22 protein-coding genes are annotated in these 26378 nt (G+C 68.5%); 12 read left to right on the top strand and 10 right to left on the bottom strand.

Features of this window, described 5'->3' with window-relative positions:
* The first annotated feature begins 51 nt into the window (after positions 1-51).
* Positions 52-2763 carry a phosphoenolpyruvate carboxylase gene (ppc, locus tag AC5P56_RS07985; RefSeq protein WP_049406093.1) on the top strand — a complete coding sequence of 904 codons (2712 nt, stop codon included), beginning with the start codon at positions 52-54 and terminating at the stop codon, positions 2761-2763.
* Positions 2764-2871: 108 nt separating this feature from the next.
* On the opposite strand, the gene AC5P56_RS07980 is transcribed toward ppc, so the two are convergent.
* Positions 2872-3378, bottom strand: a complete 507-nt coding sequence (locus tag AC5P56_RS07980) for an acyl-CoA thioesterase (RefSeq protein ID WP_010481883.1) — start codon at positions 3376-3378, stop codon at positions 2872-2874.
* 140 nt (positions 3379-3518) lie between these two features.
* A complete protein-coding gene (metK, locus tag AC5P56_RS07975) occupies positions 3519-4730 on the bottom strand; it encodes a methionine adenosyltransferase (RefSeq protein WP_010481882.1) in 1212 nt (403 codons plus the stop codon).
* A gap of 335 nt (positions 4731-5065) precedes the next feature.
* Here metK and olsF point away from each other — a divergent pair, with 335 nt between their 5' ends.
* The 3 genes from olsF (at position 5066) to AC5P56_RS07960 (ending at position 8765) form a co-directional block, all read left to right on the top strand.
* Entirely contained in the window at positions 5066-6781 is a 1716-nt protein-coding gene (gene olsF, locus AC5P56_RS07970; protein ID WP_495231526.1) for a bifunctional ornithine lipid synthase OlsF, read from the top strand.
* Complete coding sequence (locus tag AC5P56_RS07965) at positions 6778-7578, top strand: UDP-2,3-diacylglucosamine diphosphatase (RefSeq protein WP_005412268.1); 801 nt, start codon at positions 6778-6780, stop codon at positions 7576-7578. Before olsF ends, AC5P56_RS07965 begins: the two co-directional genes overlap by 4 nt.
* Before the next feature lie 119 nt (positions 7579-7697).
* The gene (locus tag AC5P56_RS07960) at positions 7698-8765 is read left to right on the top strand and encodes a metal-dependent hydrolase (RefSeq protein WP_046428852.1); all 1068 of its coding nucleotides are present in this window, start codon (positions 7698-7700) and stop codon (positions 8763-8765) included.
* Positions 8766-8822: 57 nt separating this feature from the next.
* Here AC5P56_RS07960 and AC5P56_RS07955 read toward each other — a convergent pair whose 3' ends face one another.
* The 5 genes from AC5P56_RS07955 to AC5P56_RS07935 all read right to left on the bottom strand — a co-directional run bounded on the left by AC5P56_RS07955 (position 8823) and on the right by AC5P56_RS07935 (position 13728).
* Complete coding sequence (locus AC5P56_RS07955; RefSeq protein WP_005415318.1) at positions 8823-9650, bottom strand: class I SAM-dependent methyltransferase; 828 nt, start codon at positions 9648-9650, stop codon at positions 8823-8825.
* Between the two features lie 64 nt (positions 9651-9714).
* On the bottom strand, positions 9715-10710 hold the full coding sequence (gene dusB, locus AC5P56_RS07950; protein ID WP_134808517.1) for a tRNA dihydrouridine synthase DusB: 996 nt from the start codon (positions 10708-10710) through the stop codon (positions 9715-9717).
* A gap of 147 nt (positions 10711-10857) precedes the next feature.
* Positions 10858-11289, bottom strand: a complete 432-nt coding sequence (locus tag AC5P56_RS07945; protein ID WP_014645966.1) for a hypothetical protein — start codon at positions 11287-11289, stop codon at positions 10858-10860.
* A gap of 149 nt (positions 11290-11438) precedes the next feature.
* Complete coding sequence (locus AC5P56_RS07940; protein WP_014645967.1) at positions 11439-12404, bottom strand: ribokinase; 966 nt, start codon at positions 12402-12404, stop codon at positions 11439-11441.
* A 25-nt stretch (positions 12405-12429) separates the two neighbouring features.
* Positions 12430-13728: a NupC/NupG family nucleoside CNT transporter gene (locus tag AC5P56_RS07935; RefSeq protein ID WP_014645968.1), complete on the bottom strand. Its 1299-nt coding sequence runs from the start codon at positions 13726-13728 to the stop codon at positions 12430-12432.
* A 193-nt stretch (positions 13729-13921) separates the two neighbouring features.
* On the opposite strand from AC5P56_RS07935, the gene AC5P56_RS07930 reads away from it, so the two are divergent.
* The 5 genes from AC5P56_RS07930 to AC5P56_RS07910 all read left to right on the top strand — a co-directional run bounded on the left by AC5P56_RS07930 (position 13922) and on the right by AC5P56_RS07910 (position 19240).
* The gene (locus tag AC5P56_RS07930; RefSeq protein WP_134808524.1) at positions 13922-14893 is read left to right on the top strand and encodes an aldo/keto reductase; all 972 of its coding nucleotides are present in this window, start codon (positions 13922-13924) and stop codon (positions 14891-14893) included.
* A 193-nt stretch (positions 14894-15086) separates the two neighbouring features.
* Positions 15087-15281: a hemin uptake protein HemP gene (hemP, locus tag AC5P56_RS07925; RefSeq protein ID WP_005412278.1), complete on the top strand. Its 195-nt coding sequence runs from the start codon at positions 15087-15089 to the stop codon at positions 15279-15281.
* 153 nt (positions 15282-15434) lie between these two features.
* Complete coding sequence (locus AC5P56_RS07920; protein WP_369334247.1) at positions 15435-17627, top strand: TonB-dependent hemoglobin/transferrin/lactoferrin family receptor; 2193 nt, start codon at positions 15435-15437, stop codon at positions 17625-17627.
* A gap of 4 nt (positions 17628-17631) precedes the next feature.
* Complete coding sequence (locus AC5P56_RS07915; protein ID WP_032956720.1) at positions 17632-18231, top strand: hemin transporter; 600 nt, start codon at positions 17632-17634, stop codon at positions 18229-18231.
* Between the two features lie 73 nt (positions 18232-18304).
* Positions 18305-19240 (top strand): DUF6607 family protein, encoded by a 936-nt coding sequence (locus AC5P56_RS07910; RefSeq protein WP_197605433.1) that lies wholly within the window; start codon positions 18305-18307, stop codon positions 19238-19240.
* A gap of 102 nt (positions 19241-19342) precedes the next feature.
* Here the strand turns inward: AC5P56_RS07910 and AC5P56_RS07905 are convergent, their stop codons facing one another.
* Positions 19343-21853 carry an ABC transporter permease gene (locus AC5P56_RS07905; RefSeq protein ID WP_049440166.1) on the bottom strand — a complete coding sequence of 837 codons (2511 nt, stop codon included), beginning with the start codon at positions 21851-21853 and terminating at the stop codon, positions 19343-19345.
* Entirely contained in the window at positions 21850-22497 is a 648-nt protein-coding gene (locus AC5P56_RS07900) for an ABC transporter ATP-binding protein (RefSeq protein ID WP_075076551.1), read from the bottom strand. Before AC5P56_RS07900 ends, AC5P56_RS07905 begins: the two co-directional genes overlap by 4 nt.
* A gap of 75 nt (positions 22498-22572) precedes the next feature.
* On the opposite strand from AC5P56_RS07900, the gene AC5P56_RS07895 reads away from it, so the two are divergent.
* The 3 genes from AC5P56_RS07895 to AC5P56_RS07885 all read left to right on the top strand — a co-directional run bounded on the left by AC5P56_RS07895 (position 22573) and on the right by AC5P56_RS07885 (position 25440).
* A complete protein-coding gene (locus AC5P56_RS07895; RefSeq protein WP_032956728.1) occupies positions 22573-23214 on the top strand; it encodes an arylesterase in 642 nt (213 codons plus the stop codon).
* 87 nt (positions 23215-23301) lie between these two features.
* Positions 23302-24015, top strand: a complete 714-nt coding sequence (locus AC5P56_RS07890) for a response regulator transcription factor (protein ID WP_002811889.1) — start codon at positions 23302-23304, stop codon at positions 24013-24015.
* A 153-nt stretch (positions 24016-24168) separates the two neighbouring features.
* A complete protein-coding gene (locus AC5P56_RS07885) occupies positions 24169-25440 on the top strand; it encodes an ATP-binding protein (protein ID WP_164077288.1) in 1272 nt (423 codons plus the stop codon).
* A gap of 135 nt (positions 25441-25575) precedes the next feature.
* On the opposite strand, the gene AC5P56_RS07880 is transcribed toward AC5P56_RS07885, so the two are convergent.
* Positions 25576-26277 (bottom strand): SGNH/GDSL hydrolase family protein, encoded by a 702-nt coding sequence (locus AC5P56_RS07880; protein ID WP_014645976.1) that lies wholly within the window; start codon positions 26275-26277, stop codon positions 25576-25578.
* Positions 26278-26378 lie beyond the last annotated feature (101 nt).

The following is a 26378-nucleotide window of genomic DNA, read 5'->3' as shown; positions in this document are numbered from 1 at the left end:
CTGGGATAGGCTTGGGGTCTGGATCCGTTGACCGAGGCCTGTGCGTCGCCGATGAACGAGTACCGCAGCAGCATCGAGTTTGCTTCCCCCGATCTTCCGCTTCGCGATGACGTGCGCCGGCTCGGCGCACTGGTCGGTGACCTGCTGGTCGAACAGGTTTCGGCCGCTTTTCTCGACGATGTCGAGGACGTGCGCACCCGCGCCATTGCCCGCCGCGAGAACCAGGCGCCGCTGTCGGAGCTGGCCGAAGGGCTGGCCGGGCGCACGCCGCAGCAGGCCGAGACCATGGTGCGGGCCTTCAGCACCTACTTCCAGGTGGTCAACATCGCCGAGCGCGTGCATCGCATCCGCCGCCGCCGTGATTACCAGCGTGCCGGTACCGCCGGGGCGCAGCCCGACGGCCTGCAGGATGCGCTGCAGCACCTGAAGGCGCAGGGCGTGGGCCTGGATGAGCTGGCGCAGTGGCTGCCGCGCATCGACATCGAACCGGTGTTCACCGCGCACCCGACCGAAGCGGTGCGCCGCGCGCTGCTGGAGAAAGAGCAGCTGATGGTGGCCAGCCTGGTCGACAACCTCGACGGCCAGCGCACGCCGGGGGAAGCGGCCGCCGATGCTGCGCGCTTCCGCATGGCGCTGACCGCTTCGTGGCAAACCACCGATTCCTCGCCGGTGCGGCCTACCGTCGATGACGAGCGCGAGCACGTCGGCTTCTATCTGGTGCAGGTGCTGTACCGGGTGATCCCGGTGCTGTACGAATCGCTGCAGCAGGCGCTGCGCGATACCTACGGCGAAGAACTGCCGCTGCCGCGCCTGCTGCGCTTCGGTACGTGGGTGGGCGGCGACATGGACGGCAACCCGAACGTGGATGCCCACACCATCCGCACTACGCTGGACGCGCAACGGCAGGCCGTGCTGGGTCGCTACCAGAAGGAACTGCTGCAGCTGGCCAGCCTGCTCAGCCAGTCCACCGAGCGGGTGGGCGTGAGCGAGGCGCTGCAGGCGCGCGTGGCGCACTACCAGCAGCTGCTGCCGCAGGTGCAGTCGCGCCCGCGCCATGCCGACATGCCGTACCGCCTGCTCAACGACCGCATGCGTGCACGCCTGCAGGCCACGTTGGATGACGGCGAAGGCGCCTACGCCGGTCCGGACGAACTGATCGACGACCTGCAGCTGATCCTCGACAGCCTGCGCGCCAACCGCGGCGAACATGCCGGTGGCTTCGCCGTGCAGCGCCTGCTGTGGCGGGTGAAGACCTTCGGCTTCCACCTGGCGCGGTTGGACGTGCGCCAGGAATCGAGCGTGCACGCGCGCGCGCTGGCCACGGTGCTGGGCGGCGACGCAGCGTGGGACGGTCTGGATGCCTTGGGCCGCGCACGCCTGCTGGCGCCGCATGCCAGTGGTGACGCGCCGTTGCCGAAGGGCGACGACGAAGGCAACCGGCGACTGGACGCCGTGTTCGCCGCGCTGGCCGATGCCCGTGCGCGGCATGGTGGCGATGCACTGGGCAGCTACATCATCTCGATGGCACATGACCGCAGCGACGTGCTGGCGGTGCTGGCGCTGGCGCGCCGTGGCGGCCTGGTGGAAGAGAACGGATCAGTACCGCTGGATATCGCGCCGCTGTTCGAGACGGTGGAGGACCTCAAGCGCGGCACCGCGACCCTGCGTGATCTGCTGGCCGACCCGATCTATCGCGCGCACCTGCAAGCGCGCGATGACGTGCAGATGGTGATGCTGGGCTATTCGGACAGCAGCAAGGACGGTGGCATCGCCGCATCGCGCTGGGGCCTGCAGCGTGCACAGGTGGAGCTGCTGGAGGTGGCGGCCGAGGCCGGCATCCGCCTGACCTTCTTCCATGGCCGTGGCGGCTCGATCAGCCGCGGTGGCGGCAAGACCACGCACGCGGTGGACGCATCGCCGCGCGGCAGCATCGATGGCCGCCTGCGGGTGACCGAGCAGGGCGAGGTGATCCATCGCAAGTACGGCATCCGTGCGCTGGCCCTGCGCTCGCTGGAGCAGGCCACCGGTGCGGTGCTGCGTGCCAGCCTGCGCCCGCGTGCCGCCGAGCCGCGCGAGGATGAGTGGCGACCGGTGATGGACGCGGTGGCATCGGCCAGCAGCGAGGTGTATCGCGCGTTCGTTGGCCAGGCCGGTTTCATGGACTACTTCCGCACCGCCACGCCGATCGACGTGATCGAACGCATGACGCTGGGCTCGCGGCCATCGCGCCGGCTCGGCCAGGACGCCGCGCTGGGCAACCTGCGTGCGATTCCCTGGGTGTTCGCCTGGAGCCAGGCGCGCGCGGTGATTCCCGGTTGGTACGGCGTGGGCAGTGGCCTGCAGGCGGCGGTTGCTGCCGGCCACGAACAGACCCTGCGCGAGATGGCGCGGGACTGGCCGTTCTTCCGCACCTTCCTGGACGACATCGCGATGGTGCTGTCCAAGGGCGATATCACCATCGCCGAGCAGTTTTCGCTGTTGTCGGGTGAACTGCACGGGCACTTCTTCCCGCAGGTGCAGCGCGAACTGGAACTCACCCGGCACTGGCTGCTGGCGCTGATGGACCAGCGGACGCTGCTCGACCACGATGCGCGGCTGGCGCTGTCGATCCGCCTGCGCAATCCCTACGTCGATCCGATCAGCGTGCTGCAGGTGGACCTGTTGCAGCGCTGGCGGGCCAGCGGGCGCGAGGATGACGGGTTGCTGCGCGCGCTGGTGGCCTGCGTGAACGGTGTTGCGCAGGGCGTGCAGAACACCGGTTGATCCGCATCCGCCGGGCATGGCCCGGCGAATTCGCAATGGTAGTGCCGGCCGCTGGCCGGCTACCTCTGGCAGCACGCGCGAGGTTGCCGGCCAGCGGCCGGCACTACCTCATTCCTCCGGTGACGGCGGATTCGATGCCAGCAGTTCCAGATGGCGCTGTTCCATTTCCTGGCGCAGCTGGCGGCGGATCTGCGCGGCGGCCTGGCGGCGCTTCTCGTCGGACGTCGCCGGCTGCAGGGGCGGGACGGGCGTCGGCCGGCCTTCCTCATCCACGGCCACCATGGTGAAGAAGCAGCTGTTGGCGTGGCGCACGCTGCGCTTGAGGATGTCCTCGGCCACCACCTTGATGCCGATCTCCATCGACGAGGTGCCGGTATGGTTCACCGAGGCCAGGAAGGTGACCAGCTCGCCCACCGCGATCGGCTGGCGGAACATCACCTGGTCCACCGACAGGGTGACCACGTAGCTGCCGGCGTAACGGCTGGCGCAGGCGTAGGCAACCTGGTCGAGCAGGCGCAGGATGGCGCCGCCGTGGACCTTGCCGGAGAAATTGGCCATCTCCGGCGACATCAGCACGGTCATGGACAGCTGGTGGGTTTTCAGTTCGGTCGACATGCGGCGATTGTATCGGCGTGGCGTAGCTCTTGGAGAGCCGAGCCCATGCTCGGCTGCTCTTGTCGCAGGAAAAAGAAAGCCGAGCATGGGCTCGGCTCTACAGAAAGCAGAAGGGCCGCGTGAGCGGCCCTTCGTGTTTCTTACTTCAGCTTCGCATCGGCGCGCAGGGCGGCGGCGCGGTCGGTCTTCTCCCAGGAGAAGGCCGTGGCGTTGACGGTCTCGCCTTCGCCGTTGAGGTAGCTGAACTCCTTCGGCTTGCGGCCGAAGTGGCCGTAGGCCGCGGTCTGCTGGTACATCGGGTGCACCAGGTCCAGCATCTTGATGATGCCGTACGGGCGCAGGTCGAAGTGCTTGCGGATCAGCTTCTCGATCTTGTCGTCGCTGATCTTGCCGGTGCCGAAGGTGGTGACCGAGATCGAGGTCGGCTCAGCCACGCCGATGGCGTAGGAGACCTGCACTTCGCAACGGTCGGCCAGGCCGGCGGCCACCACGTTCTTGGCGACGTAGCGGGCCGCGTAGGCTGCCGAACGGTCGACCTTGGACGGGTCCTTGCCGGAGAAGGCACCACCACCGTGACGGGCCCAGCCGCCGTAGGTGTCGACGATGATCTTGCGGCCGGTCAGGCCGCAGTCGCCCACCGGGCCACCGATCTCGAACTTGCCGGTCGGGTTGATGTGGAACTTGGTGCCCTTGTGCAGCCACTTGGCCGGCAGCACCGGCTTGATGATCTCTTCGCGGACGGCCTCGATGAGGTCCTTCTGCTTGATGCCGGGGGCGTGCTGGGTCGACAGGACCACGGCGTCGATGGCCGAGACCACGCCGTTTTCATAGCGCAGGGTGACCTGGCTCTTGGCGTCCGGACGCAGCCACGACAGCGGCGAGTTCTTCTTCTTGCGGATCTTGGCCTGCTGCTCGACCAGGCGGTGCGACAGGTGGATCGCGGCCGGCATGTAGCTGTCGGTCTCGTTGGTGGCATAGCCGAACATCAGGCCCTGGTCGCCAGCGCCCATTTCTTCCGGCTTCTTGCGATCCACGCCCTGGGCGATGTGCGGCGACTGCTTGCCGATCAGGTTCAGCACGCCGCAGGTGGCGCCGTCGAAACCGACGTCGGAGCTGTCGTAGCCGATGTCCGTGATGACCTTGCGGGTCAGCGCTTCCAGGTCGATCCAGGCGCTGGTGGTGATTTCACCGGCCACGATGGCAACGCCGGTCTTGACCATGGTCTCGCAGGCCACGCGGGCGCGCTGGTCCTGGGTCAGGATCGCGTCCAGCACCGCATCGGAGATCTGGTCGGCAACCTTGTCCGGATGGCCTTCGGAGACCGACTCGGAGGTGAAGAGATAGCTGGACATCAGGCGTAATATCCCTTGATTCGGATGGAAAGATGGGCGCGCATGATACACGGGGTGCGCCGCCTGTGCATTGTGAACCTGTGCCGGTTGCCGGTGGTTAAGCCCGCGTAGGCCTGGAGGGGCCGTCCCTTGGGGATTGGGGCCCAGCCTTGAGGCCCAGTGTTCCACCAGCGTGACAACAGACGGGACGGCTGCCGGCCCCGACCGCGCAGGCGGCGACCTCGCCGCGAAGGCGGGCCGGCCGTCATCGTTCTGCCCCGAAACCGCCATCTGGCTGCCGCCTGCCGGGCGCAGGCTGTCGGCCAATCCGGCCGCCGGGCATCAGTGGATCCGCCATGCAGGAACTCGAACAGCGTCTCCAGCAACGTTTCCCCGATTGGTTCCATGGCCGTCGCGGCCAACTGGCGCGGCCGCTGCTGCGCAGCGTCGGGCGCTGGTCGCGCCTGGACCAGATCGAAGCCTTCCTGCAGCGCAGCTCAGGACTGCGCGGCTTCGGTTTCGTCGCCGCCGGCCTGGAATTCATCGGCGGCCAGTACCAGGTGGATCCGGCCGCGCTGGCCAGGATCCCGGCCACCGGCCGCCTGCTGATCGTCGCCAACCACCCCTCCGGGGCACTGGATGCCCTCGCACTGCTGGACGCGGTTGGCCGTATCCGCCGCGACGTGCGGATCGTGGCCAACGATCTGCTGGGGGCGATCGCGCCGCTGCAGGACCTGCTGCTGCCGGTGCGCATCCTCGGTGGCAAGGCCCGGCGCGGCAGCCTGCATGCGGTGGAGGAAGCATTGGCCGCCGAGCAGTGCGTGATCGTGTTCCCGGCCGGCGAGGTCTCGCGCCTGTCGCTGCGCGGCATCCGCGATGGCCGTTGGCAGCGCGGGTTCGTCCGCTTTGCCCGCGCGGCCGCTGCGCCGGTGCTGCCGGTGCGGGTGGAAGCGCGCAACTCGGCGCTGTTCTACGGCGCCTCGACCCTGTTCAAGCCGGCCGGCACCGCGCTGCTGGCGCGCGAAATGTTCGCCCGTCGTGGCCGCCCGCTGCGGCTGAGCATCGGCGAGCCGATGCAGCTGGGCAAGGGCGGTGACCCGGGCGCACAGCTGCTGGCGGTGCGCCGCGCGCTGTACGCGCTGGGCCGCAACGGCGCGGCCGGCAATGCCGCTGCGTGCGCAGGCCCCGAGCCATTGGCGTCTCCGGTGCCGCCTTCGCAGGTCGCCGCCGGCATTGCCGCGGCCACCCAGCTGGGCCAGACCGCCGATGGCAAGCAGATCCTGTTGGCGAACTGTACCGCCGATTCACCGCTGCTGCTGGAACTGGGCCGCCTGCGCGAGCTGACCTTCCGCCAGGTGGGCGAGGGCACCGGGCGCAGCCGCGACCTGGACGCCTACGATCCGCAGTACGAGCACATCGTGATCTGGGACGCGGCGGCGCAGCGCATTGCCGGTGCCTACCGCATCATGCGCGGCGCCCAGGCCCTGGCCCGGCACGGCCTGTCCGGGCTCTACAGCGCGTCGCTGTTCCGCTATTCCGACGATGCCATCACCCACATTGCCGAGGGCCTGGAGCTGGGCCGCAGCTTCGTGGTGCCCGATTACTGGGGCAGCCGCAGCCTGGACTACCTGTGGCAGGGCATCGGCGCCTACCTGCAGTGCCGGCCGGGCATCCGCTACCTGTTCGGCGCGGTCTCGATCAGCGCAGCGCTGCCGCGCGATGCGCGCGAGCAGCTGGTGGCCTACTACCAGCGCTACTACGGCGGAACCGCCGGGTTGGCCGAATCGAACCGCCCCTTCCAGTACTTCGCCGCACCGCCAAGTTTCGGCGAGCTGGATGCGGGTGCCGCGTTCGATGTGCTCAAGGCCAACCTGGCCGCACTGGGTACCGGCGTGCCGACGCTGTACCGCCAGTACACCGATCTGTGCGAACCCGGCGGCGCGCGCTTCCTCGCCTTCGGTGTGGACCCGGACTTCAGCGATTCGATCGACGGCCTGATCGAAGTGGACCTGTGCGCGATCCGGCCGAACAAGCGCAAACGCTACCTGCGCGACACGGGTGCGCCGGCATGAGCACGCTGGCGAACCTGTCGCCGCACCGGCGCGCAGTGTTCGTCTCCGACGTGCACCTGGGCTCACGTCATTGCCATGCCACCGAGCTGGCGCGGTTCCTCTCGCAGCTGCGCTGCGAGCGGTTGTACCTGGTCGGCGACATCATCGACCTGTGGTGGATGGCGCATCGCCGCGCCAACTGGCGGCAGTCGCACAGCGAAGTCATCCAGGCCCTGCACGCGCTGCGCCGTGCAGGGACCGAGATCATCTACATTCCCGGCAACCACGATGCCTCGCTGCGCCAGGTGTGCGGGCTGATGTTGCCGGCCATGCAGGTGCGCCGCCGTGCCATCCACGTGACCGCCGATGGCCGCCGGCTGCTGGTCGCGCATGGCGACGACTACGACGGCGTGACCCATTTCGGTGGCCTGCAGGAAAAGTTCGGCGACTGGCTGTACTACCGCATCCTGACCGGCAACCAGGCGCTGAACGCGGTACGGCGCCGGCTTGGCATGCGCTACTGGTCGCTGTCGGAGTTCCTGAAGAAGCGCAGCGGGGCCGCCGAACGCTACATCGAGCGCTTCGTGCAGGCCGGGCTGGACGACGTGCGCCGGCGCGGCCTGGATGGCATCGTCTGCGGCCACATCCACCGCGCGGCGCTGGTCGAACGCGATGGCCTGGTCTACGCCAACGACGGCGACTGGGTGGAGAGCCTGACCGCACTGGCCGAGGACCATGATGGTGCGCTGCGCCTGCTCGACCACAACGGCCAGACCCTGGTGGAACTGCCAGGCGCGCGGTTGTCGCAGGCGGCGTAACGCGCGTCTGTCCTACTGTAGAGCCGAGCCCATGCTCGGCTGACGTGGCGCCGAACGAAGCGCAGCCGAGCATGGGCTCGGCTCTACATGCACCGCCCGCAAGCCGCTAGCATCGGCCCATGGACTCCCTGACCCAGATCGTGCTCGGTGGCGCCGTCGCCGCTGCCATCGCCCCGCCCGGACATCGCCGTGCGGCCCTGCTCGCTGGTGCCGCGCTTGGCACCCTGCCGGACCTCGACGCGCTGTGGCTCGGTTTCACCGCAGCCGATCCGGTGGCGAACATGATCGAGCACCGCAGTTTCAGTCATTCGCTGCTGGTACTGCCATGGGTGGCGGCATTGATCTGGTGGCTGTTCAAGCGCTTCGGCAATGGCCGCGTCGCGCAGTCACCGCTGCGCTGGTTCTGGGCGATCCAGCTGGCGCTGGTCACCCATCCGGTGCTGGATGCGTTCACCGTGTATGGCACCCAGTTGTGGTGGCCGCTGCGCCCGCATCCGACCATGGGATCCAGTGTCTTCATCATCGACCCGGGGTATACGGTGTGGCTTCTGCTGGGCTGCGTGCTGGCCTGGTTCGGCCGCGCCCGGCCCTGGGCGGGCAAGGTGCTGGGCGTGGCCCTGCTGCTCAGCAGTGGCTACCTGGGCTGGGGCCTGATCGCCAAGTCACAGGTCGACCGTGCCGCACAGCAGAGCCTGGCCGCGATGGGCCTGGGAGATGCGCCGCGCTTCTCGGTACCGATGCCGTTCAACACCCTGCTGTGGCGGGTGGTGGCGATGACGCCCAATGGCTACGTGGTGGGTGACCGCTCGCTGGTGGCCGACCACCGGCCGATGCGGTTCGAAGGCCATGCGTCCAACGTACAGGCCTTGCGCGAAGCGCAGGCCATCCCGGCGGTGCAGCAGCTGACGTGGTTCAACCGCGGTTTCATGCGTGCGCAGGTGGTTGACGGCCGGTTGGTGCTGAGTGACCTGCGCATGGGGCTGGAGCCGGACTACACCTTCAACTTCGTCGTGGCCGGGCAGGCCGACGGGCAGTGGCGGGCGATCGTTCCCGAGCAGGTGCGGGTGGACTACAGCAGTCCCGCCGCGCGTGCCGACGCCGGTCGCCGCCTGGCGGCTATGTGGCAGCGGATCTGGCAGGAGCCGGCGGCGGCGCCGGGCGCGGCCGACCACACCGCCGTGCATTGATCACTGGATCCACGCATGGCGTGGCTCTACGGCCCCGATCGGCAGCAGAACACCGGATCAATACACCGTGGCGCGGCCCTGGACGAACGAGTAGAAGAACACGGCGTTCGGGTCGTTCTGCACCAGGCGGAACTCGCGGCGCATGCCTTCCACGGTTTCCTCGTCCACCGAGCCGGCCTGCAGCAGCTGGTCGGCGGCCGACAGCAGGAGCTGTTCCCAGAACGCGATCATCGTCTTGCGACGCGCCGGTTCGCGGTTGTCCAGGTGGATGGTCTTGATCTCGGTGTGCACGTCGCGGAAGCCGCCGGCCAGCAGCAGGTTGCCCAGCTTTGCACCGACGAACGGGTCACCGCCATGGTCGTACTGGAAGTCGTTGAAGGCCATCCAGTAGCGCCAGATGTGCGGCGAGTACGGGTCGAGCAGGAACGAGGCATTCATCACTTCGGTGATGTAGACCGGCGAACCCGGTGCCAGCACGCGGCGCACTTCGCTCAGCACACGCGCCGGTGAAGGCACGTGTTCCAGCACCCAGCACAGGAACGCCGAGTCGAAGCTGCGTGCCTCGAACGGCAGCTCGCCGGCGTCGGCCTGCTGCAGGGTGTATCGGTCGCTGCACCACGGCGTGCGCGCCAGGTTCTCGCGCGCGGTGGCCAGCTGCGTTTCGCTCAGGTCCACGCCGGTCACGTGCAGCTCGGGGAAGCGGCGCAGCAGGATCTCGGTCTGCGCACCGACGCCACTGCCGACTTCCAGCAGGCGCCGCGCGCCGCTGTAGTCGATCTGGCCGAAGATGCTCGATTCCAGCAGCCGGGCCTGGGTCATCAGGCGCTGCTGTTCGGTGCCGGAAAATCCGTGCAGGTAGGTCGGGGAGGAAATCGGCGGGGTCATGGAGGCGGGCTCTCGGAGTTCAATTCGGTCGAGCAGGCTCGACGTTGCGACGCGGCGGGGGCGGTCAGGCGGCCGAAGACAGCGCCGGTTCCCCGGCGATCAGGCGGTCGAAGTATTCCGTGGTCAGCGCGATCTGGCCCTGCGGGTCTTCGGCACGGTTGACCACGGAGCGGAAGGCGGCGTTCTCCGGCCGGTCCTTGGCATACCAGCCCAGGTGCTTGCGCGCGATGCGCACGCCCTGCGGCTCGCCATAGAACGCATGCAGCGCATGCAGGTGGCCGAGCAGGATGTCGCGCACTTCCGCCAGCGACGGCGGTGGCAGTTCCTCGCCGGTGGCCAGGTAGTGCGCCACTTCGCGGAAGATCCACGGCCGGCCCTGCGCGGAGCGGCCGATCATCACTGCATCCACCCCGGTCTGCTGCAGCACGTGGGCGGCCTTCTGCGGTGAATCGATGTCACCGTTGGCGATCACCGGGATGCGCAGCGCAGCCTTGATCTCGCCGATGGTGGCGTACTCGGCCTGGCCGGTGTAATGCTGGTCGCGGGTGCGGCCATGCACGGCCAGTGCGGCGATGCCGCTGGCCTCGGCGATGCGGGCGATCACCGGGCCATTGCGATGGTCGCAGTCCCAACCGGTGCGGATCTTCAGCGTGACCGGCACGTCCACTGCGTTGACCACGGCTTCGAGGATGCGCGCCACCAGCTGCTCGTCGCGCATCAGCGCCGAGCCCGCCCAGGCGTTGCACACCTTCTTGGCCGGGCAGCCCATGTTGATGTCGATGATCTGCGCGCCGTGGTCGACGTTGTAGCGCGCGGCCTCGGCCAGCTGCTGCGGCTCGGTGCCGGCGATCTGCACGCTGATCGGGGCCGGCTCGCCGTCATGGTCCATGCGGTGGATCGACTTTCGCGTGTTCCAGAAGCGCGGGTCGCTGATGGTCATTTCCGAGGCGGCCAGTCCCGCACCCAGCCGTTTGCACAGCAGGCGGAAGGGCTTGTCGGTGACGCCGGCCATGGGTGCCAGCACGACGTTGGGGGCAATGGTGTACGGGCCGATCTGCATGCGCCCATTGTAGGGCGCGGGCGGCGGTACGGCCGTGCCGCGCGCGGTCCGGTTCAGGCCGATCGGCACCGACCTCATGCCGTACCGGCATCAGCAGATGCTTGACGGTTGCTTCCGCCGCCCCCACGGGCGGGCGATGGTGGGCGGCTACCCCAGGCTCTGCCAGGCCTGGCGGGTACCCAGCGCGAAGGCCAGCCCCAGGCCCAGGCAGACCAGCGAGCTGACCGCCCAGAAGCGCGTGCCGTTGTACCCCGGCCGGAACAGCGCCAGGCCGAAGCCCATCGCGGCACGCAGCAACAGCAGCGCGGCGATGCCGGGCAGGACCAGGCGGCTGGCCGGCAGCGGCGAATGCCAGCCCGCGGCGGCCAGTGCGTACAGGGTCCAGGCCACCAGCACGGCAGTGATGACCGCGGTCATCAGCGGTGGCCACCAGTGCCCCGCATGCGCCAGCCGGACCACGCGCTGGCCGGCACCGAAGTACCTGTACCACGCGGCGCCGAAGGCGATGCAGCCGATATGCAGCAGCGCCGCCACGGCACTGCCGGCGGCCGCGACCAGCAGCCAGGGGAATCCGTCCATGTCCTGCCCGTGCGAGGAAGCTGCGCGGATGGTGGGCGAGGGGCAGGATGTGGGCAATGCGACAGGCGGTCGCAGGGGCTGGGCAATGGGCAAAAGAATGGCCCGGGTGTCTGCACACCCGGGCCTTGTCATCCACGCGTGGCGTGGAATTACCTGGCTTCAGCGTCGGCCGGGGTGAAGCGCGGCATCGCCGCAGCGGCGCCTTCCTTCTCGGTCGAACGGCCGGCGAACTGGTTGGCGAAGCGCACGTGGCGGGCGAACGGGGCGTCGGCCACCTGCGCCAGCGACGCGGCCAGCGCACCGTTGAAGGCGTCACCGGCACCGGTGGTGTCGATCGCCTGCACCTGTTCGGCACCCACGCGGTAGTACGGCTGGGTATCGCCGCGCAGGTTCTCGTCGGCATGCGACACGAACACGCCCACCGAACCCAGGGTCACCACCACGGTGCCGTTGCCGACCAGCTTGCGGCACAGCGCGTGCAGGCTGGCGCCATCCAGCGCGGCGACGTCGTTGGCATCCACGCGCTCACCGACATGGCGGCCGAGCAGGGCAGCGAACTCGGTTTCGTTCGGGGTGATCACATCGGCCAGCTTGAGCAGGCCGATGGTCGAGGGCGCATCGGCCGGTGCGGTATTGAGCACGGTGGTGACACCGGCCTCGCGGGCCGTGGCCAGCGCCGCTTCGATGGTCTGCACCGGCGATTCCAGCTGCACCAGCACCACCTTGGCGCGGGTCAGCAGGGCCTGCTGCTGTTGCAGGAAATCGGTGCCCAGCGCGGCGTTGGCACCCGGGCCGATCACGATGGTGTTGCGGCCACGCGCGTCCACGTAGATGCCCGCGGTGCCGGTCGGTTCGCTGCTGGCCTCGGCGATCAGCGCGAAGCCATCCTGCGCAGCCAGTTCACGCGCGGTGGCGCCACCGGCGTCATCGCCCAACGCGCACACGAAGTGCGTGTCGGCACCGGCGCGGCAGGCCGCCACCGCCTGGTTGAAGCCCTTGCCCCCGGGGCCGGTGCTGTAGCGGCCGGCAATGGTCGCACCCGGTGCCGGCAGCGACTCACACCGCCACACGTGATCGACATTGAAGGAACCGACGACAACGACACTGCTGCTCATAGGGAATCTTTTCTCAACCAAGGGTTCAACTGAAGTGCGTCAGCACGCCGGCGATGGTCGCCGTCATGAAGGTGGCAATGGTACCGCCCAACACCGCGCGCAGGCCGAACTTGGCCAGGTCGTGGCGACGTTCCGGGGCCAGGCCGCCGATGCCGCCGATCTGGATCGCGATCGAGCTGAAGTTGGCAAAGCCGCACAGCGCGTAGGTGGCGATCAGGCGACCTTCCTCGGACAGGCTCACGCCGGCCACCTGGCCGTTCACGATCTGCGACAGTTCGGTGTAGGCGACGAATTCGTTGATCACGACCTTCTGGCCGATCAGCGAACCGACGGTGGTGGCATCAGCCCACGGGGTACCGATCACCCAGGCGATCGGGGCCAGCACGTAACCGAAGATGGTCGACAGGTTGGTCGGCTTGCCGATGGCAGCGGCCAGGCCGGTCACCTCGCCGATCCAGGTCAACGGGGCGTTCAGCAGCGCGATCAGGGCGATGAAGGCCAGCAGCATCGCGCCGATGTTCAGCGCCAGCTTCAGGCCGTCACCGGCACCGGCAGCGGCCGCGTCGATGATGTTGCTGGAGGTCTTTTCGACTTCCATCTTCACCGTGCCGCGGGTCAGCGGGGTGCCGGTTTCCGGAATCAGCAGCTTGGCCACGACCAGGGTGGCCGGTGCGGCCATGATGCTCGCTGCCAGCAGGTGCTTGGCGTAGAAGGCCTGCTGCGCCGGGTCGCCACCGCCGAGCATGCCCACATAGGCCGCCAGCACGCCGCCGGCGATGTGGGCCATGCCGCCGATCATCATGGTCAGCAGCTCGGACTGGGTCATCCTGGCGATGTACGGGCGCACGGTCAGCGGCGCCTCGGTCTGGCCGATGAAGACGCTGGCGCAGACGCTGGTGGTTTCCGCGCCGGACACGCGCATCACCTTGGTGATCGACCACGCCATCACGCGCACGATCGCCTGCATGACGTTGAGGTGGTACATCACCCCCATCAGCGCCGAGAAGAAGATGATGGTCGGCAGCACCTGGAAGGCGAAGATGAAGCCGTAGTTCTTGGTGTCCATCAACGAGCCGAAGATGAAGCCCGAGCCTTCATTGACGAAGCTGAGAACCTTGACGAAGCCCTTGCCCAGCGCATCGAACACGTCGCGGCCGCCCGGCACCAGGATCACCAGCGCCGCGAACGCGATCTGCAGGGTGATACCGGTGGCAACCAGCTTCCAGTCAACCGCACGCTTGTTGTTGGAAAACAACCAGGTGATGCCGATCAGCACCGCCAACCCGAACAGGCCGAAGCCGATCCTGCCCAAACCTTCGACCATGTGAGTGACTCCCCTGGGGCGTCGCGAAAAACGGGAAGCCTAGTGCAGGGCAGGGGCCGGGGCAAGAAAAAGCAGCGTGCGCGCATCTATCGGTACCGATCAGGCCAGCAACGGCAAGGGCTTGCGGCCGGCGGCGGCAGGTAGAATGGGGCTCGATCCCGGCCCGGATGCGGGCCCGCAGCAGGAGATTCGCATGCAATACCGTCGCCTGGGCTCCACCGGCCTGCCGATTTCCGCCCTGTCCTTCGGCGCCTGGGTGACCTTCGGTGACCAGATCCCGCGCGACGAGGCCCGCAACCTGGTGGCCGCCGCCTGGGACCACGGCGTCAACTTCTTCGACAACGCCGAGGGCTATGCCAACGGCCGCGCCGAACAGGTGATGGGCGATGTGATCGCCGACCTGCGCCTGCCGCGCGACGGCATCTGCGTCTCCAGCAAGGTGTTCTTCGGCAGCGCCAAGGACCCACGGCCGACCCAGCGCGGCCTGTCGCGCAAGCATGTGACCGACGCCTGCCATGCGGCGCTCAAGCGCCTGCGGGTGGACTACCTGGACCTTTATTACTGCCATCGCCCGGATCCGGACGCGCCGGTCGCCGAGACCGTGCATGCCATGGATACCCTGGTGCGGCAAGGCAAGATCCTCTACTGGGGGACCTCGGAGTGGTCGGCGGTGCAGATCCAGCAGGCGCTGGACATCGCCGAGGCGCGCAACCTGCAGGGCCCGTCGATGGAGCAGCCGCAGTACAACCTGCTGCACCGCGAACGGGTCGAGGTCGAGTACGCGCCGCTGTATGCCGGTGCCGGCCTGGGCACCACCATCTTTTCGCCGCTGGCCTCGGGCCTGCTGAGTGGCAAGTACGACCAGGGCATTCCGGCCGATGCGCGGCTGGGCCGCGAGGGCATGGAATGGCTGCAGGCGCTGGTGCTGGGTGACGACGCCGAGGCCCGCCTGGCCCAGGTGCGCCGCTTCAGCGAGGTGGCGCGTGCGCTGGGGCAGGCGCCGGCCACGCTGGCCATCGCCTGGTGCCTGCGCAACCCGAACGTCTCCAGCGTGATCCTCGGTGCCAGCCGGGTCAGCCAGCTGCTGCAGAACCTGCAGGCGCTGGAGGTGCTGGAGCAGGTCGACGCCGCCGGCTGGGCCGACATCGAAGCCGCCTTCGCCTGAACCCGGGGGCCGACCGGGCCTCGGGGGCCTCGGTAGAGTCGACTCTACACGGCTGCGTCGCCACTCGATTGACATGATCTATCGAATTTAAGAATTCGATCATTAATCTCATCAATCAAATTGAGAATGGTTGTTGATTGTCAACTGAGAATCATTATCATTTGACTCGTCCCTCGCACGAGTCCAGATGCTCATGAATGCTCAACCTGTACTGCTGCGCCCCGAAACGCTGACCCTCCGCGATCGTCCGGTCCGTGTCGTTCCGCCGGAAGAGGTCATCGACAGCGAAGCCCTGCTCAAGGGCCGTCGTGAAATCCTGATCCAGCACGGCGACCGCTTCTATCGCCTGCGGCACACCAGCAACGACAAGCTGATCCTGACCAAGTAATCGCGGCCTGGTCGCCCGCCCCCCTCCCTCCTGCCGGCCGCGCCGGCAGGGTGGGCGACCCGTCCGCTCCCGCTCTCTCCCCCTCGGTCTACCGCGTGCACCCTCCGGGTGTGCCGGTAACCGGGGGTTCCCCTGCCTGACCGAACGAACCCGATGACCCGCCCTACCGCCCTTTGCCTTGCCGTCTGGATGGCCCTGCCGCTGTCCGCCCATGCTGCTGCCGCGGCCACCGCCGCGCCCGATGCGCGCGAATTCGACCGTGTGCAGGTCACCGCCACCCGCACCGAGCGGGCGGTGAGCGATGTGGCGGCCACCGTGGACGTCATCGACCGCGAGCAGATGGACCGGCACCTGGTGCAGGACATCAAGGATCTGCTGCGCTACGAGCCGGGCCTGTCGGTCAGCCGCAGCGCCGCGCGCTTCGGCCTTGGCAGCATCCGCATCCGTGGCCTGGACGGCAACCGCGTGCGCGTGCAGACCGACGGCATCGCCATGCCCACCAGCTTCAACATCGGCTCGTTCTCCAACGCCAACCGCAACTTCACCGATCTGGATACGCTCAAGCGCGTGGAGATCGTGCGCGGCCCGGCCAGCTCGCTGTATGGGTCCGACGCGCTCGGGGGTGTGGTGGCCTTCGTCACCAAGGATCCGGCCGATTATCTGAAGGATGGCAAGGACAGCTACGTCGGCCTGAAGTTCGGCTACGACGGTGAGTGGAAGGGCCTGCTCGGCGGCGTGACCAGCGCGTTCGGCGGCGAACACTGGAGCGGCATGGTCAACATCAACCATCGCCAGGGCCAGGAAACCGGCAACAAGGGTGATGTACGCAGCCTCGACAACACCCGCACCGCGCCCAACCTGCAGGACCGCGATGGTCGCAGTGGCCTGGCCAAGCTGGTCTATGCACCCAGCCAGGACCAGCGCTTCCGCCTGACCGTGGAAGGCAACGAAGACAACACCGATACCAACGTGCTGTCCTCGATCGACCGCACCACCACCACCGGCATGAAGGCGCGCGATACGCAGAACCGCACCCGCGTGTCGTTCGCCCATGAAATGGATGCGCTGGACAAGGGCTTCGCCGACAGCCTGCATTGGCAGCTGTATACCCAGCACAGCGAAACCACCCAGATCACCGATGAGGACCGCGCCAACCGCAGCCGCCGCCACCGCGAGTTCAGCTTCGACCAGCGCGTCTACGGCCTGCAGGCGCAGTTCAACAAGGCGTTCAGCACCGGCAGCGTCGAACACGCGCTGACCTACGGTTTCGAGGGCGCGCATACCGAGATCCGCCAGAAGCGCGACGGCTACCAGGTGTTGGCCAATGGCCAGACCAGCACCACCATCCTGCCCGACGCCTTCCCGGTGCGCGATTTCCCGATCAGCAAGACCACCGAGCTGGGCCTGTACGCACAGGACGAAATGCGCATGGCCAACGGCAAGCTGTCGCTGGTGCCGGGCGTGCGCGTGGACCGCTACGAGCTGAAGCCGGAGGTGGACAGCATCTTCGCCGACGACAATCCCGGCGTTGCGGTGGCCAGGCTGACCAAGACCAGCGTCTCGCCGAAGCTGGGCATGGTCTATCGCTTCACCGACGAATGGTCGCTGTTTGCCGGCTATTCGCATGGCTTCCGCTCGCCGCCGTACAACGACGTCAACCTGGGCTTCACCAACTTCGCCTTCGGTTACACCGCCATTCCCAATCCGGACCTGAAGCCGGAAACCAGTGACGGCCTGGAGCTGGGCCTGCGCTTCCTGTCGCCAGCGGCCTACGTCAGCCTCAGCGGCTACTACAACGAGTACAAGGACTTCATCGAGTCGCAATCGCTGGTCGGCACCAACGCCCAGGGCCTGATGGTGTTCCAGTCGCGCAACATCGCGGATGCGCGCATCTATGGTGCCGAAATGAAGGCCGGCGTCGACTTCGGCCAGATCAGCCCGGCGCTGCAGGGCTGGGCGCTGCGCAGCTCGGTGGCCTGGTCGCGCGGCGACAACAGGACCGAAGACACCCCGCTGGATTCGGTCGACCCGCTGCGTGGCACCGTCGGCCTGATGTACGACACCGACACCTGGGGCGTCGAACTGGCCGGTACCTTCGTCAAGCGCAAGGACCGCGTCACCGCCGCCACGGTGTACCGCCCGGCCGGCTACGGCGTGGCCGACCTGATGGCGCACTGGAACTTCGCCCCGGGCGCCACCTTCAACGTCGGCGTGTTCAACCTGGGCGACAAGCGTTACATCGACTGGTCCAACGTGGGTTCGACGCTGTCGCCGGGCAGCCGCGTGCTGGACCGCTATACCAACCCGGGCCGCACCCTCTCCGCCAGCCTTGCCGTTTCCTGGTGACCTCATGAGCCGAGCCTTGTCCGCACGCAGGAACGACGCCATCGCCGCGCAGGGCAGCGCGGCCTGGCCGACGCCGGCACAGCTGGCCACGCTCGGCACCGTGTTGTGCCTGTACCGCGCCGACGGCAACGAGCTCGGTGGCTGGCGCCAGGCAGTACGCGTGCATGCCTGCCAGGGCGTGGACAGCGAGGGCGTGCGCGAAAGCCTGTGCTTCCTCGATGCCCGCGGCCGCTGCGTGTGGCGGCTGTACCTGTTGCCCGACAGCGATTTCCTGGCCTGGGACCGGCTGGTCGCGGCGCTGCCGCCGGGCCCGGAGCATGACAGCGAGGGCAGTGTCGGCGAACGCCTGTGGCGGCGCCTGGCCGGCCATCTCGGTGGCCAGCGCTGGCGACTGTGCGCGCTGCGCCTGCATGCCGCCGACGACGGCCGCACCCTGGCTGCAAGCCTGTCGACGTTGTCCTCGCTGGGCGCAGCCACCGCGCGTCGCATCGCGCGGCTGGAAGGTGCCGAAGGCGAGCTGGCGATCGACGATTGCTGCTGCGCCGATGCTGCACGTCGCTCGGCGCCGCGGGTTCCCGGCGACCTGCCGCTGATCCGGCTGTAACCCTTTCCCGATGGAACGCCTGTCGGCCACGGACGGCCTCTCACTGCATCTGCAACCCCGAAGGAAGACCCCGATGAAGCTCCAGACAGCCAGCGTCCTGCTGCTGCTCGCCACCAGCGGCGTGGCCAGCGCGCAGCCCTCCGGCATCGCCCGCGACCACGACAGCATCCTTGCCATGCAGGGCGAGTACACCGTCGATTTCGCATTCGACGAGACCGTGCTGCTGAAGCCCGGCTACGAGCGCGCCCCGGCGATGCGCAGCGGCGGCAACGAACTGGTGATCGTGGTCGAGGACACGCCGAAGCGCATCGTGCTGCAGCACCTGCTGCTGGACGAGAAGAGCGGCCACATCACCAAGCACTGGCGCCAGGACTGGGTCTACGAAGCACCGAACCGTTTCGAGTTCAGCGCCGACCAGACCTGGCAGGTACGCCGCATTCCCGCGGCGGCGAACCAGGGCGCCTGGACCCAGTGCGTGTACGAAGTGAGCGACGCACCGCGCTACTGCGGCACCGGCAAATGGACCTACACCAACAACGTGCCGAGCTGGACCAGCGACCTCAGCTGGCGCCCGTTGCCGCGCCGTGAGTACACCAAGCGCAGCGACTACAACGCGCTGGCCGTCGTCAACCGCCACACGCTCACGCCCAATGGCTGGACCCACGAGCAGTTCAACACCAAGGTGCAGCGCAACGCCGACGGCAGCCAGGTGGAGATCGCACGCGAGTTCGGCTTCAACGACTACGTGAAGACCACCGAGGTCGACTTCACCCCGGCGCGTGACTACTGGAAGGCCACTGCCGGCTACTGGGCCAAGGTGCGCCAGCGTTGGGACGGCTTCCTCGGCCAGGCCCCGGGCGTGCACCTGAAGACCAAGATCGATGGCATGGCGATGATCATTCCGCTGTTCACCCAGGCCGAAGCGATCCAGTCCGGCAAAAAGGTGAAGGACAAGCAGATCGACGAGGTGTTCGCCAAGTACGTGGAAAAGGCGCCGAAGGAAGGCTGATCGCCGCGATGGAGAGAGGTGCCGGGGGTACCCGGCACCGCATTCACCGGCTGCCGGTGGGGGCCGGGCTTGCTCGGCACGCCATCCGGAGGCGCAACCGATTCAGGCCTCGCGCAGTGCCAATGCCGGCGGCGTATGCAGGATCGCCCGCGTACCCCACCAGCCCGCCAGCAGGCTCAAGCCGATGCCGACCACGCCGCCGATCAGCAGGCCCGGCCACGGCGGCAGCAAGGGCAGCTCGAACACCTTCTGCGACACCGCCACGCCGATCGCTGCGGCCGCGCCCACCGCCAGCAACGCCGCCAGCGTGCCCAGCGCGCCGAACTCCACCAGCACCGCGCCGCGCAGTTGGCGCCGGGTCGCGCCCAGCGTGCGCAGCACCGCGCTGTCGTAGCGGCGCTCGCCGGCGGTGGCCTGCAGCGCCGCCAGCAGCACCAGCACGCCGGCCAGCAGGCTGAACACCATCACCAGCTGCACTGCCTGCGCCACGCGCTCCATCACATCGCGCACCTGCGAGATCACCGCGTCCACGTCCAGCAGCGACAGGTTCGGCTGCGCGCGCACCAGCTCGCCCAGCCCGGCCGCGTTGCCGGACGGCAGATGGAAGGCCGACAGCAGGTTGTGCGGGGTATCGCCCACCGCATTGGGGTTCAACAGCACGAAGAAATTCGGGCGGAACGTGTTCCAGTCCGCCTTGCGGATGCTGGTGACGGTGAACTCGCGCTGCTGCTCGCCTACGGAAATCGTAATGCGATCACCCAGGTGCGCGCCGTAGCGCCGCGCCCAGCCGGTTTCCACCGAGGCTTCCGCCGCGGTGCTGCCGGCCTGCCAGAAGCGGCCCTCCAGCAGCGCATTGGCGGGTGGGAAGCTGCTGCGCCAGCTGAAGTTCAGCGGCCGGTTCTCGTCGTCGTCCTCGCGCGGGCCGTTGTTCGCGCCGTTCCCCTCGGCGGCGGCCTGGTCCACGCGCAGCGGCGGCTTGCCGTTGATCGCGATCAGGCGGCCGGTCGCCATCGGCTCGATACTGGCGTCGCCGGCGCCCAGTCCACGCAATGCGGCCAGCACACCGTCGCGTTGTTCGGGCTGGATGTTGATCAGGAAGTAGTTCGGCGTATCCGCAGGCAGGCGCTCGCGCCACTGCTGCAGCAGGCCGGGTCCGGTCACCGCCAGCAGCAACAACGCGCACAGCGACAGCGACAGCCCCACCAGCTGCATCACCGCCAGCAGCCGGCGCCGGGTCAGCGCGGCCAGGCCCAACCGCCAGTTGCCATGCAGGCGGTGCTGCAGGCCGCGCAGCAGCTGCAGAAGCACGAAGCCGACCGCACCGGCCGCCAGCGCCAGCGCGGCCAGGCCGCCCAGCACCCACAGCGCCAGTTTCAGATCGCCGGTGACCTGCACCGCCAGCAGCAGGCTGGCCGCCAGCGCCGCCACATAGGCCAGCAGCGACGCCGGCGGCAGGGCGGCGAAGGAACGGTTGAGCACCCGCATCGGCGGCACCCCGCGCAGGCGCAGCAGCGGTGGCAGGCCGAAGCCGAACAGCAGCAGCAGGCCGATGCCGGCACCGGTCAGCGCCGGCATCGCTTCCGGCAGCGGCAGGCGCTGCGGCACCAGGCTGCCCAGCACCTGCACCAGGCCTTCCTGCGCGGCCATGCCCAGGCCGATGCCGAGCGCACAGGCTGGCACCGCCAGCATCAGCAGCTGCAGCGCCAGGCCCAGCAGGATGTCGCGCTGGCGTGCGCCCAGGCAGCGCAGGATCGCCACCTGGTCGATGCGACGCAGGGCGAAGCGGTTGGCCGCCAGCGCGGTGGCCACACCGGCCAGCAGTACCGCCAGCAGCGCGCTCAGGCCGAGGAAGCGCCCGGCCAGATCGAATGCCTGGCGCACGCCACGCTGGGTGTCGTCCACGCTCAGCAGGCGCAGGCCTTTCACCTGCGGCAGCAGCCACTGGCGCAGCGCCGCGATCGGCTCCGCTGCGCCGGCGAACATCAGCCGGTAGTTGATACGGCTGCCCGGGCCGAGCAGGCCGGTGCCCTCCACATCAGCGCGGTTGACCAGCAGGGTGGGCGAGAGAGTCAGCAGGTCGCCACCGCTGTCCGGCTCGGCCTCGATGATGCCGGCGATGCGCAGCGTGCCGGCGCCGAACTCGAGGTCATCGCCGGCCTTCAGCCCCAACCCCTGCAGCAGGCGTGGGTCGGCATAGGCCTGGCCCTTGGGCGGCATGCCGGCATCGGCGATCAACGCACCGCCGGGCGTGGCCCGGACCCGCAGCGTGCCGCGCAGCGGATAACCCGCCTGTACCGCCTTGATGCTGGCCATCTGGCTGGCATCGCCGTTGAACAGCACGCTGCCGAAGCTGGCGATGCGGGTATGCGCCAGGCCGCGCTGTTGCGCCTCGTCGGCGAATGCCTGCGGCGGATCATCGCGCCCGGCGATGCCGAGGTCGCCGCCGAGCATTTCCGCCGCGCTGCCGGTCAGCGCCAGGTTGACCCGGTTCACCAGCGTGCCCACCGCAGTCATCACCGCCACGCCCAGCACCAGCGCGGCGAACACGGTCAGCAGGTCGCCGGCCAGCGCCTCGCGGCGCAGCGCGCGCCACGCGTGGCGCAGCACGTTCATGCCTGTGCCCCACGCTCGACCGGCAGCAGGCGGCCGTCATCGATGCGGTGGATGTACTGGCAACGCTGGGCCAGGCGCAGGTCGTGGGTGACCAGGACCAGGGTGGTGCCGCTGCCGGCGTTGAGTTCGAACAGCAGGTCGCTGATGTGCTGGCCGGTGGCATGGTCCAGCGAGCCGGTCGGTTCGTCGGCGAACAGGATGCGCGGGCGGGTGACGAAGGCACGTGCCAGCGCCACGCGCTGCTGCTCGCCGCCGGACAGCTGGCGCGGGTAGTGGCGGGCGCGATGGGCCAGGCCGACCTGCGCCAGCACCTCGTCCACCCGCGCCCGGTCCTCGCGTCCGGCCAGTTCCAACGGCAGCGCGACATTCTCGGCGGCAGTCAGCGCCGGCAGCAGGTGGAAGCTCTGGAACACGAAGCCGACCGCACGCGCGCGCAGCTGGGCCCGTGCTTCTTCATCCAGGTCGCCCAGGTTCTGGCCCGCCAGCGCGACGTGGCCGCGGCTGGGCAGGTCCAGTCCGGCCAGCAGGCCGAGCAGGGTGGTCTTGCCGGACCCCGAAGCGCCGACGATGGCCACACTGGTGCCTTCATGGACGGTCAGGGTGATGTTGTCCAGTATGTGGACTTCACCCTCCGGGCCCTGCACGGACTTGCCGACCTGGTCGACGGCGATGGCGACGGGCGTGCTGCGGGGGGACAGGCTGTCGATGAGGAGACTCCAATGCGCAAGACGGGATGGAGCCGGCGAGCCGGCGCGATGATGGTGCTGCTGCTGGGATTGCTGCTGCCCGGGCTGGCCGGAGCCAAAGACCCGGCAGGTACGGTGCTGGTGCTCGGCGATAGCCTCAGTGCTGCCCACAATATCCCTGCCGACGCCGGCTGGGTCAGCCTGTTGCAGCAGCGGGTCAGGCAACAGTCGAAAACACCGGCGCGCATCGTCAATGCCAGCATGAGCGGGGAAACCACGGCCGGCGCGCTGACCCGCCTGCCGGGCCTGTTGGCGAAGGAAAAGCCGACGGTGGTGGTGATCGCGCTGGGCGGCAACGACGCGCTGCGCGGGCTGACCCCGGCACAGGTGCAGGGCAACCTGGAAAAGATGGTACAGGCCAGCCAGAAGGCCGGCGCCAGGGTGCTGCTGCTGGGCATCGACGTGCCGCCCAACTATGGGCCCGCTTACCGCCAGCGCCTGGCGGCGGCCTACAAGGCGCTGGCCACGCAGTACAAGGTGCCGCTGCTGCCGTTCCTGCTGGAGGGCGTGGCCCTGCAGCCGGGCATGATGCAGGCCGATGGCCTGCACCCCACGGCGCAGGCGCAATCGAGGGTGCTGGACAACGTCTGGCCACTCCTGCGGCCCCTGCTCTGAACGATTTACAACCCTCTTGACGGAACTTCACATCGCGTCCACCGTCGATCCGGCATGTTTCACAAAGCTGAAGTTAGAGGGAATCACATGCGTCAGACGAAGGAGACCTCCGGCTTGGTGCTGGTGGTCGAAGACAACCGCAACATCTCCGAGATGATCGGGGAATACCTGGAAGGTCGCGGCTTCGAAGTCGACTATGCACAGGACGGCCTGGATGGCTACCGCCTTGCGGCGGAGAACAGCTATGACGTCGTGGTGCTCGACCTCATGTTGCCGCGCCTGGATGGCATCGAAGTATGCCGTCGCCTGCGCAACGATGCGCGCAAGTCCACCCCGGTGCTGATGCTCACGGCACGCGACACGCTGGACGACAAGCTCACCGGCCTCGGTTTCGGCGCCGATGACTACCTGACCAAGCCGTTCGCGATCCAGGAGCTGGAAGCCCGCCTGCGCGCGCTGATCCGCCGCGAACGCCGCCAGGTGGGTTCGGAAGTGCTGAAGGTCGCCGACCTGGTGCTCGATCCGGTCAGCATGCGGGCCACCCGTGCCGGTACCGAACTACAGCTGTCGCCGATCGGCCTGCGCCTGCTGACCATCCTGATGCGCGAATCGCCGCGCGTGGTCACCCGCCAGGAGATCGAACGCGAGATCTGGGGCAATGGCCTGCCGGATTCGGACACCCTGCGCAGCCATCTGTACAACCTGCGCAAGATCATCGACAAGCCGTTCGACCGTCCGCTGCTGCACACCGTGCAGAGCGCCGGTTACCGCATTGCCGATATCGCCCAGCCGATGGCCTGATCGGGGCCAGGCCGGTGCAGCATCAGGCCCGGCCGGGCAACGACCCCGCACCGGGCACGGATGACCGGCCGGCACTGCCGCCGGTCATCCTCCGTGCACGACTACGGCGCAGCGCGCTGCCTATAATCGCAGCGCTCTGACCGGGACCCCGCAATGCCGCACGGCCTGCCGCGCAAGATCCGTATCGCCTTCATCCTGCAGGCAGTCCTGGCCAGCCTGGGCATCCTGCTCGGTGCCTGGCTGGTTTCGCTGGTGATCAAGCACAGCCTGGTCGGCGCCGCCCTGCGCGAGGAAGCGGCCTATTACTGGACGCTGCACGAGGCCTCGCCGGTGCAGCCACCGCCCAACACCCAGAACATCCGCGGCTACCTGCTGGAAAGCGGGCAGTCGGCGCTGTCGTTGCCGGCCAACCTGCGCAACCTGGAACCCGGTTTCCACGAGCTGCCCAAGGATGACCAGCTGGTACTGGTCGATGTGCGTCCGGCCGGCCGCCTGTACCTGGTGTTCCTGCGTTCGCGTGCGGAGATGCTGGCGTTCTGGTTCGGCATCGTGCCGGTGCTGCTGACCCTGTTGGCGGTGTATGGCGCCAGCTGGGTCACCTACCGGGCCTCCAAGCGCCTGGTGTCGCCGGTGAACTGGCTGGCACGGCGCGTCTCGCGCTGGGACCCGGGTCACCCGGAGGCGGCCGACCTGGAACCGAACAAGCTGCCCGCGGACATGCAGGGCGAGACCCGGCAGCTGGCGGCCGCGCTGCATTCGCTGGCCAACCGGGTCAGCGCGCATGTGGCGCGCGAGCGCAATTTCACCCGCGATGCGAGCCACGAGCTGCGCACGCCGTTGACCGTCATCCGCGTGGCCAGCGACATGGCCCTGGGCGATGAAACCCTGCAGCCGCGCCTGCGCCGCAGCCTGCAGCGCATCCAGCGCGCCGGCCGTGACATGGAAGCGGTGATCGACGCGTTCCTGATCCTGGCCCGCGAGGCCGACGTCGAACCCCAGATCGAGCTGTTCGACGTCAACGACATCGTCCGCTACGAGGTGGACAACGCCAACGAACTGCTGGGTACGCGTCTGGTGTCAGTGCACCTGCACAGCGAAGGCCCGGTGCACCTGCACGCCCCGCCGCGGGTGCTGCAGGTGGTGGTCAGCAACCTGGTGCGCAACGCCTGCAGCTACACCGACGAAGGGCGTATCGACGTGCACGTGCTCAATGACCGGGTGGTGGTGCGCGACACCGGCATCGGCATGTCCGCCGAGGCGCTGTCGCGCGCGTTTGAACCCTTCTACCGCGCCGAGCCGAGCCGCCCGCAGGGCACCGGCCTGGGCCTGTCGATCGTGCGCCGGCTGTGCGACCGCTTCGGCTGGAAGGTCAGCCTGGCCAGCCAGCCGGGCAAGGGCACCGAAGCCACGGTGGTCTTCCGGTAACGCGGCGACCTGCCGGGGTCGGATCCCGTTGCGGCGCAACCGGCTCTGACCCCATCCCGCTGAAATGTCGGTAGATCCAGGCCATGCGTGGATGGGGTGCGGTAGCGCCGGGCCATGCCCGACGTCCACAGTGCCTCAGTTGCAGTTGACCTTCGGCGCCAGCGCCTTGGTCCAGATCGCATAGCCGGCCGGGGTCATGTGCAGCATGTCCTCGCGGAACAGCGTCGCGTCCGGCTGTCCATCGGCGCCGAGCATCGGCGTGTAGATGTCGGTGAAGCCGGTGTTGGGCAGCCTGGCCAGCGCAGCCTTGATCAGCGCGTTGGCTTCGTTGATCGCCGGCAGCAGGTGCGCACGCGACGGGCTCGGCTTGATCGACAGGTACTCGACCCTGGTCTTCGGCAGGTCGCGGTGCACGCGCTGCACGAAGGCGACCACGTCATCTCGCACCTGCATGGCGCTGCGGCCGCTGTTGAGGTCGTTGTCACCGGCGTAGAAGAACACCTTGCACGGCGCATACGGCACCACGATCTGGCCGGCATACCAGGTGCTGTCGCGCACTTCCGAACCGCCGAAGCCGCGGTTGAACACCGGCTGGCCGGGGAAGTCGGTGGCCAGGCTCTCCCAGAAGCGGATCGAGGAGCTGCCGATGAACTCGATGCCACCACGCGGCGGCGGGTTGGCCTGGTCGGCGCTGGCGAAGCGGGCCATGTCGCCGGCCCAGGCCACATTGGAGACCTGTTCGGGCACCTGCGGCGGCCTGGCCGGGCTCAGGGCCTGGGCAAGCGGTGCGGCAGTCAGCAGGCCCAGCATCAGCAGGCAGGTACGGCGACGGGACATCAGGCGCTCCAGCAGGCAAGGGGAGCTCCATCATAGAAGCACGGCCCAGCCCGGTGCTTGCCCCTGGCAGGCCGTTCAGCGGGCCGGTGCGGGGTGCGGTT

It is taken from the genome of Stenotrophomonas sp. YJH_SMC_131, from assembly GCF_059367975.1.
The sequence above is the reverse complement of the archived record's forward strand: the minus strand, read 5'-3'. Positions and strand labels throughout refer to the sequence as shown.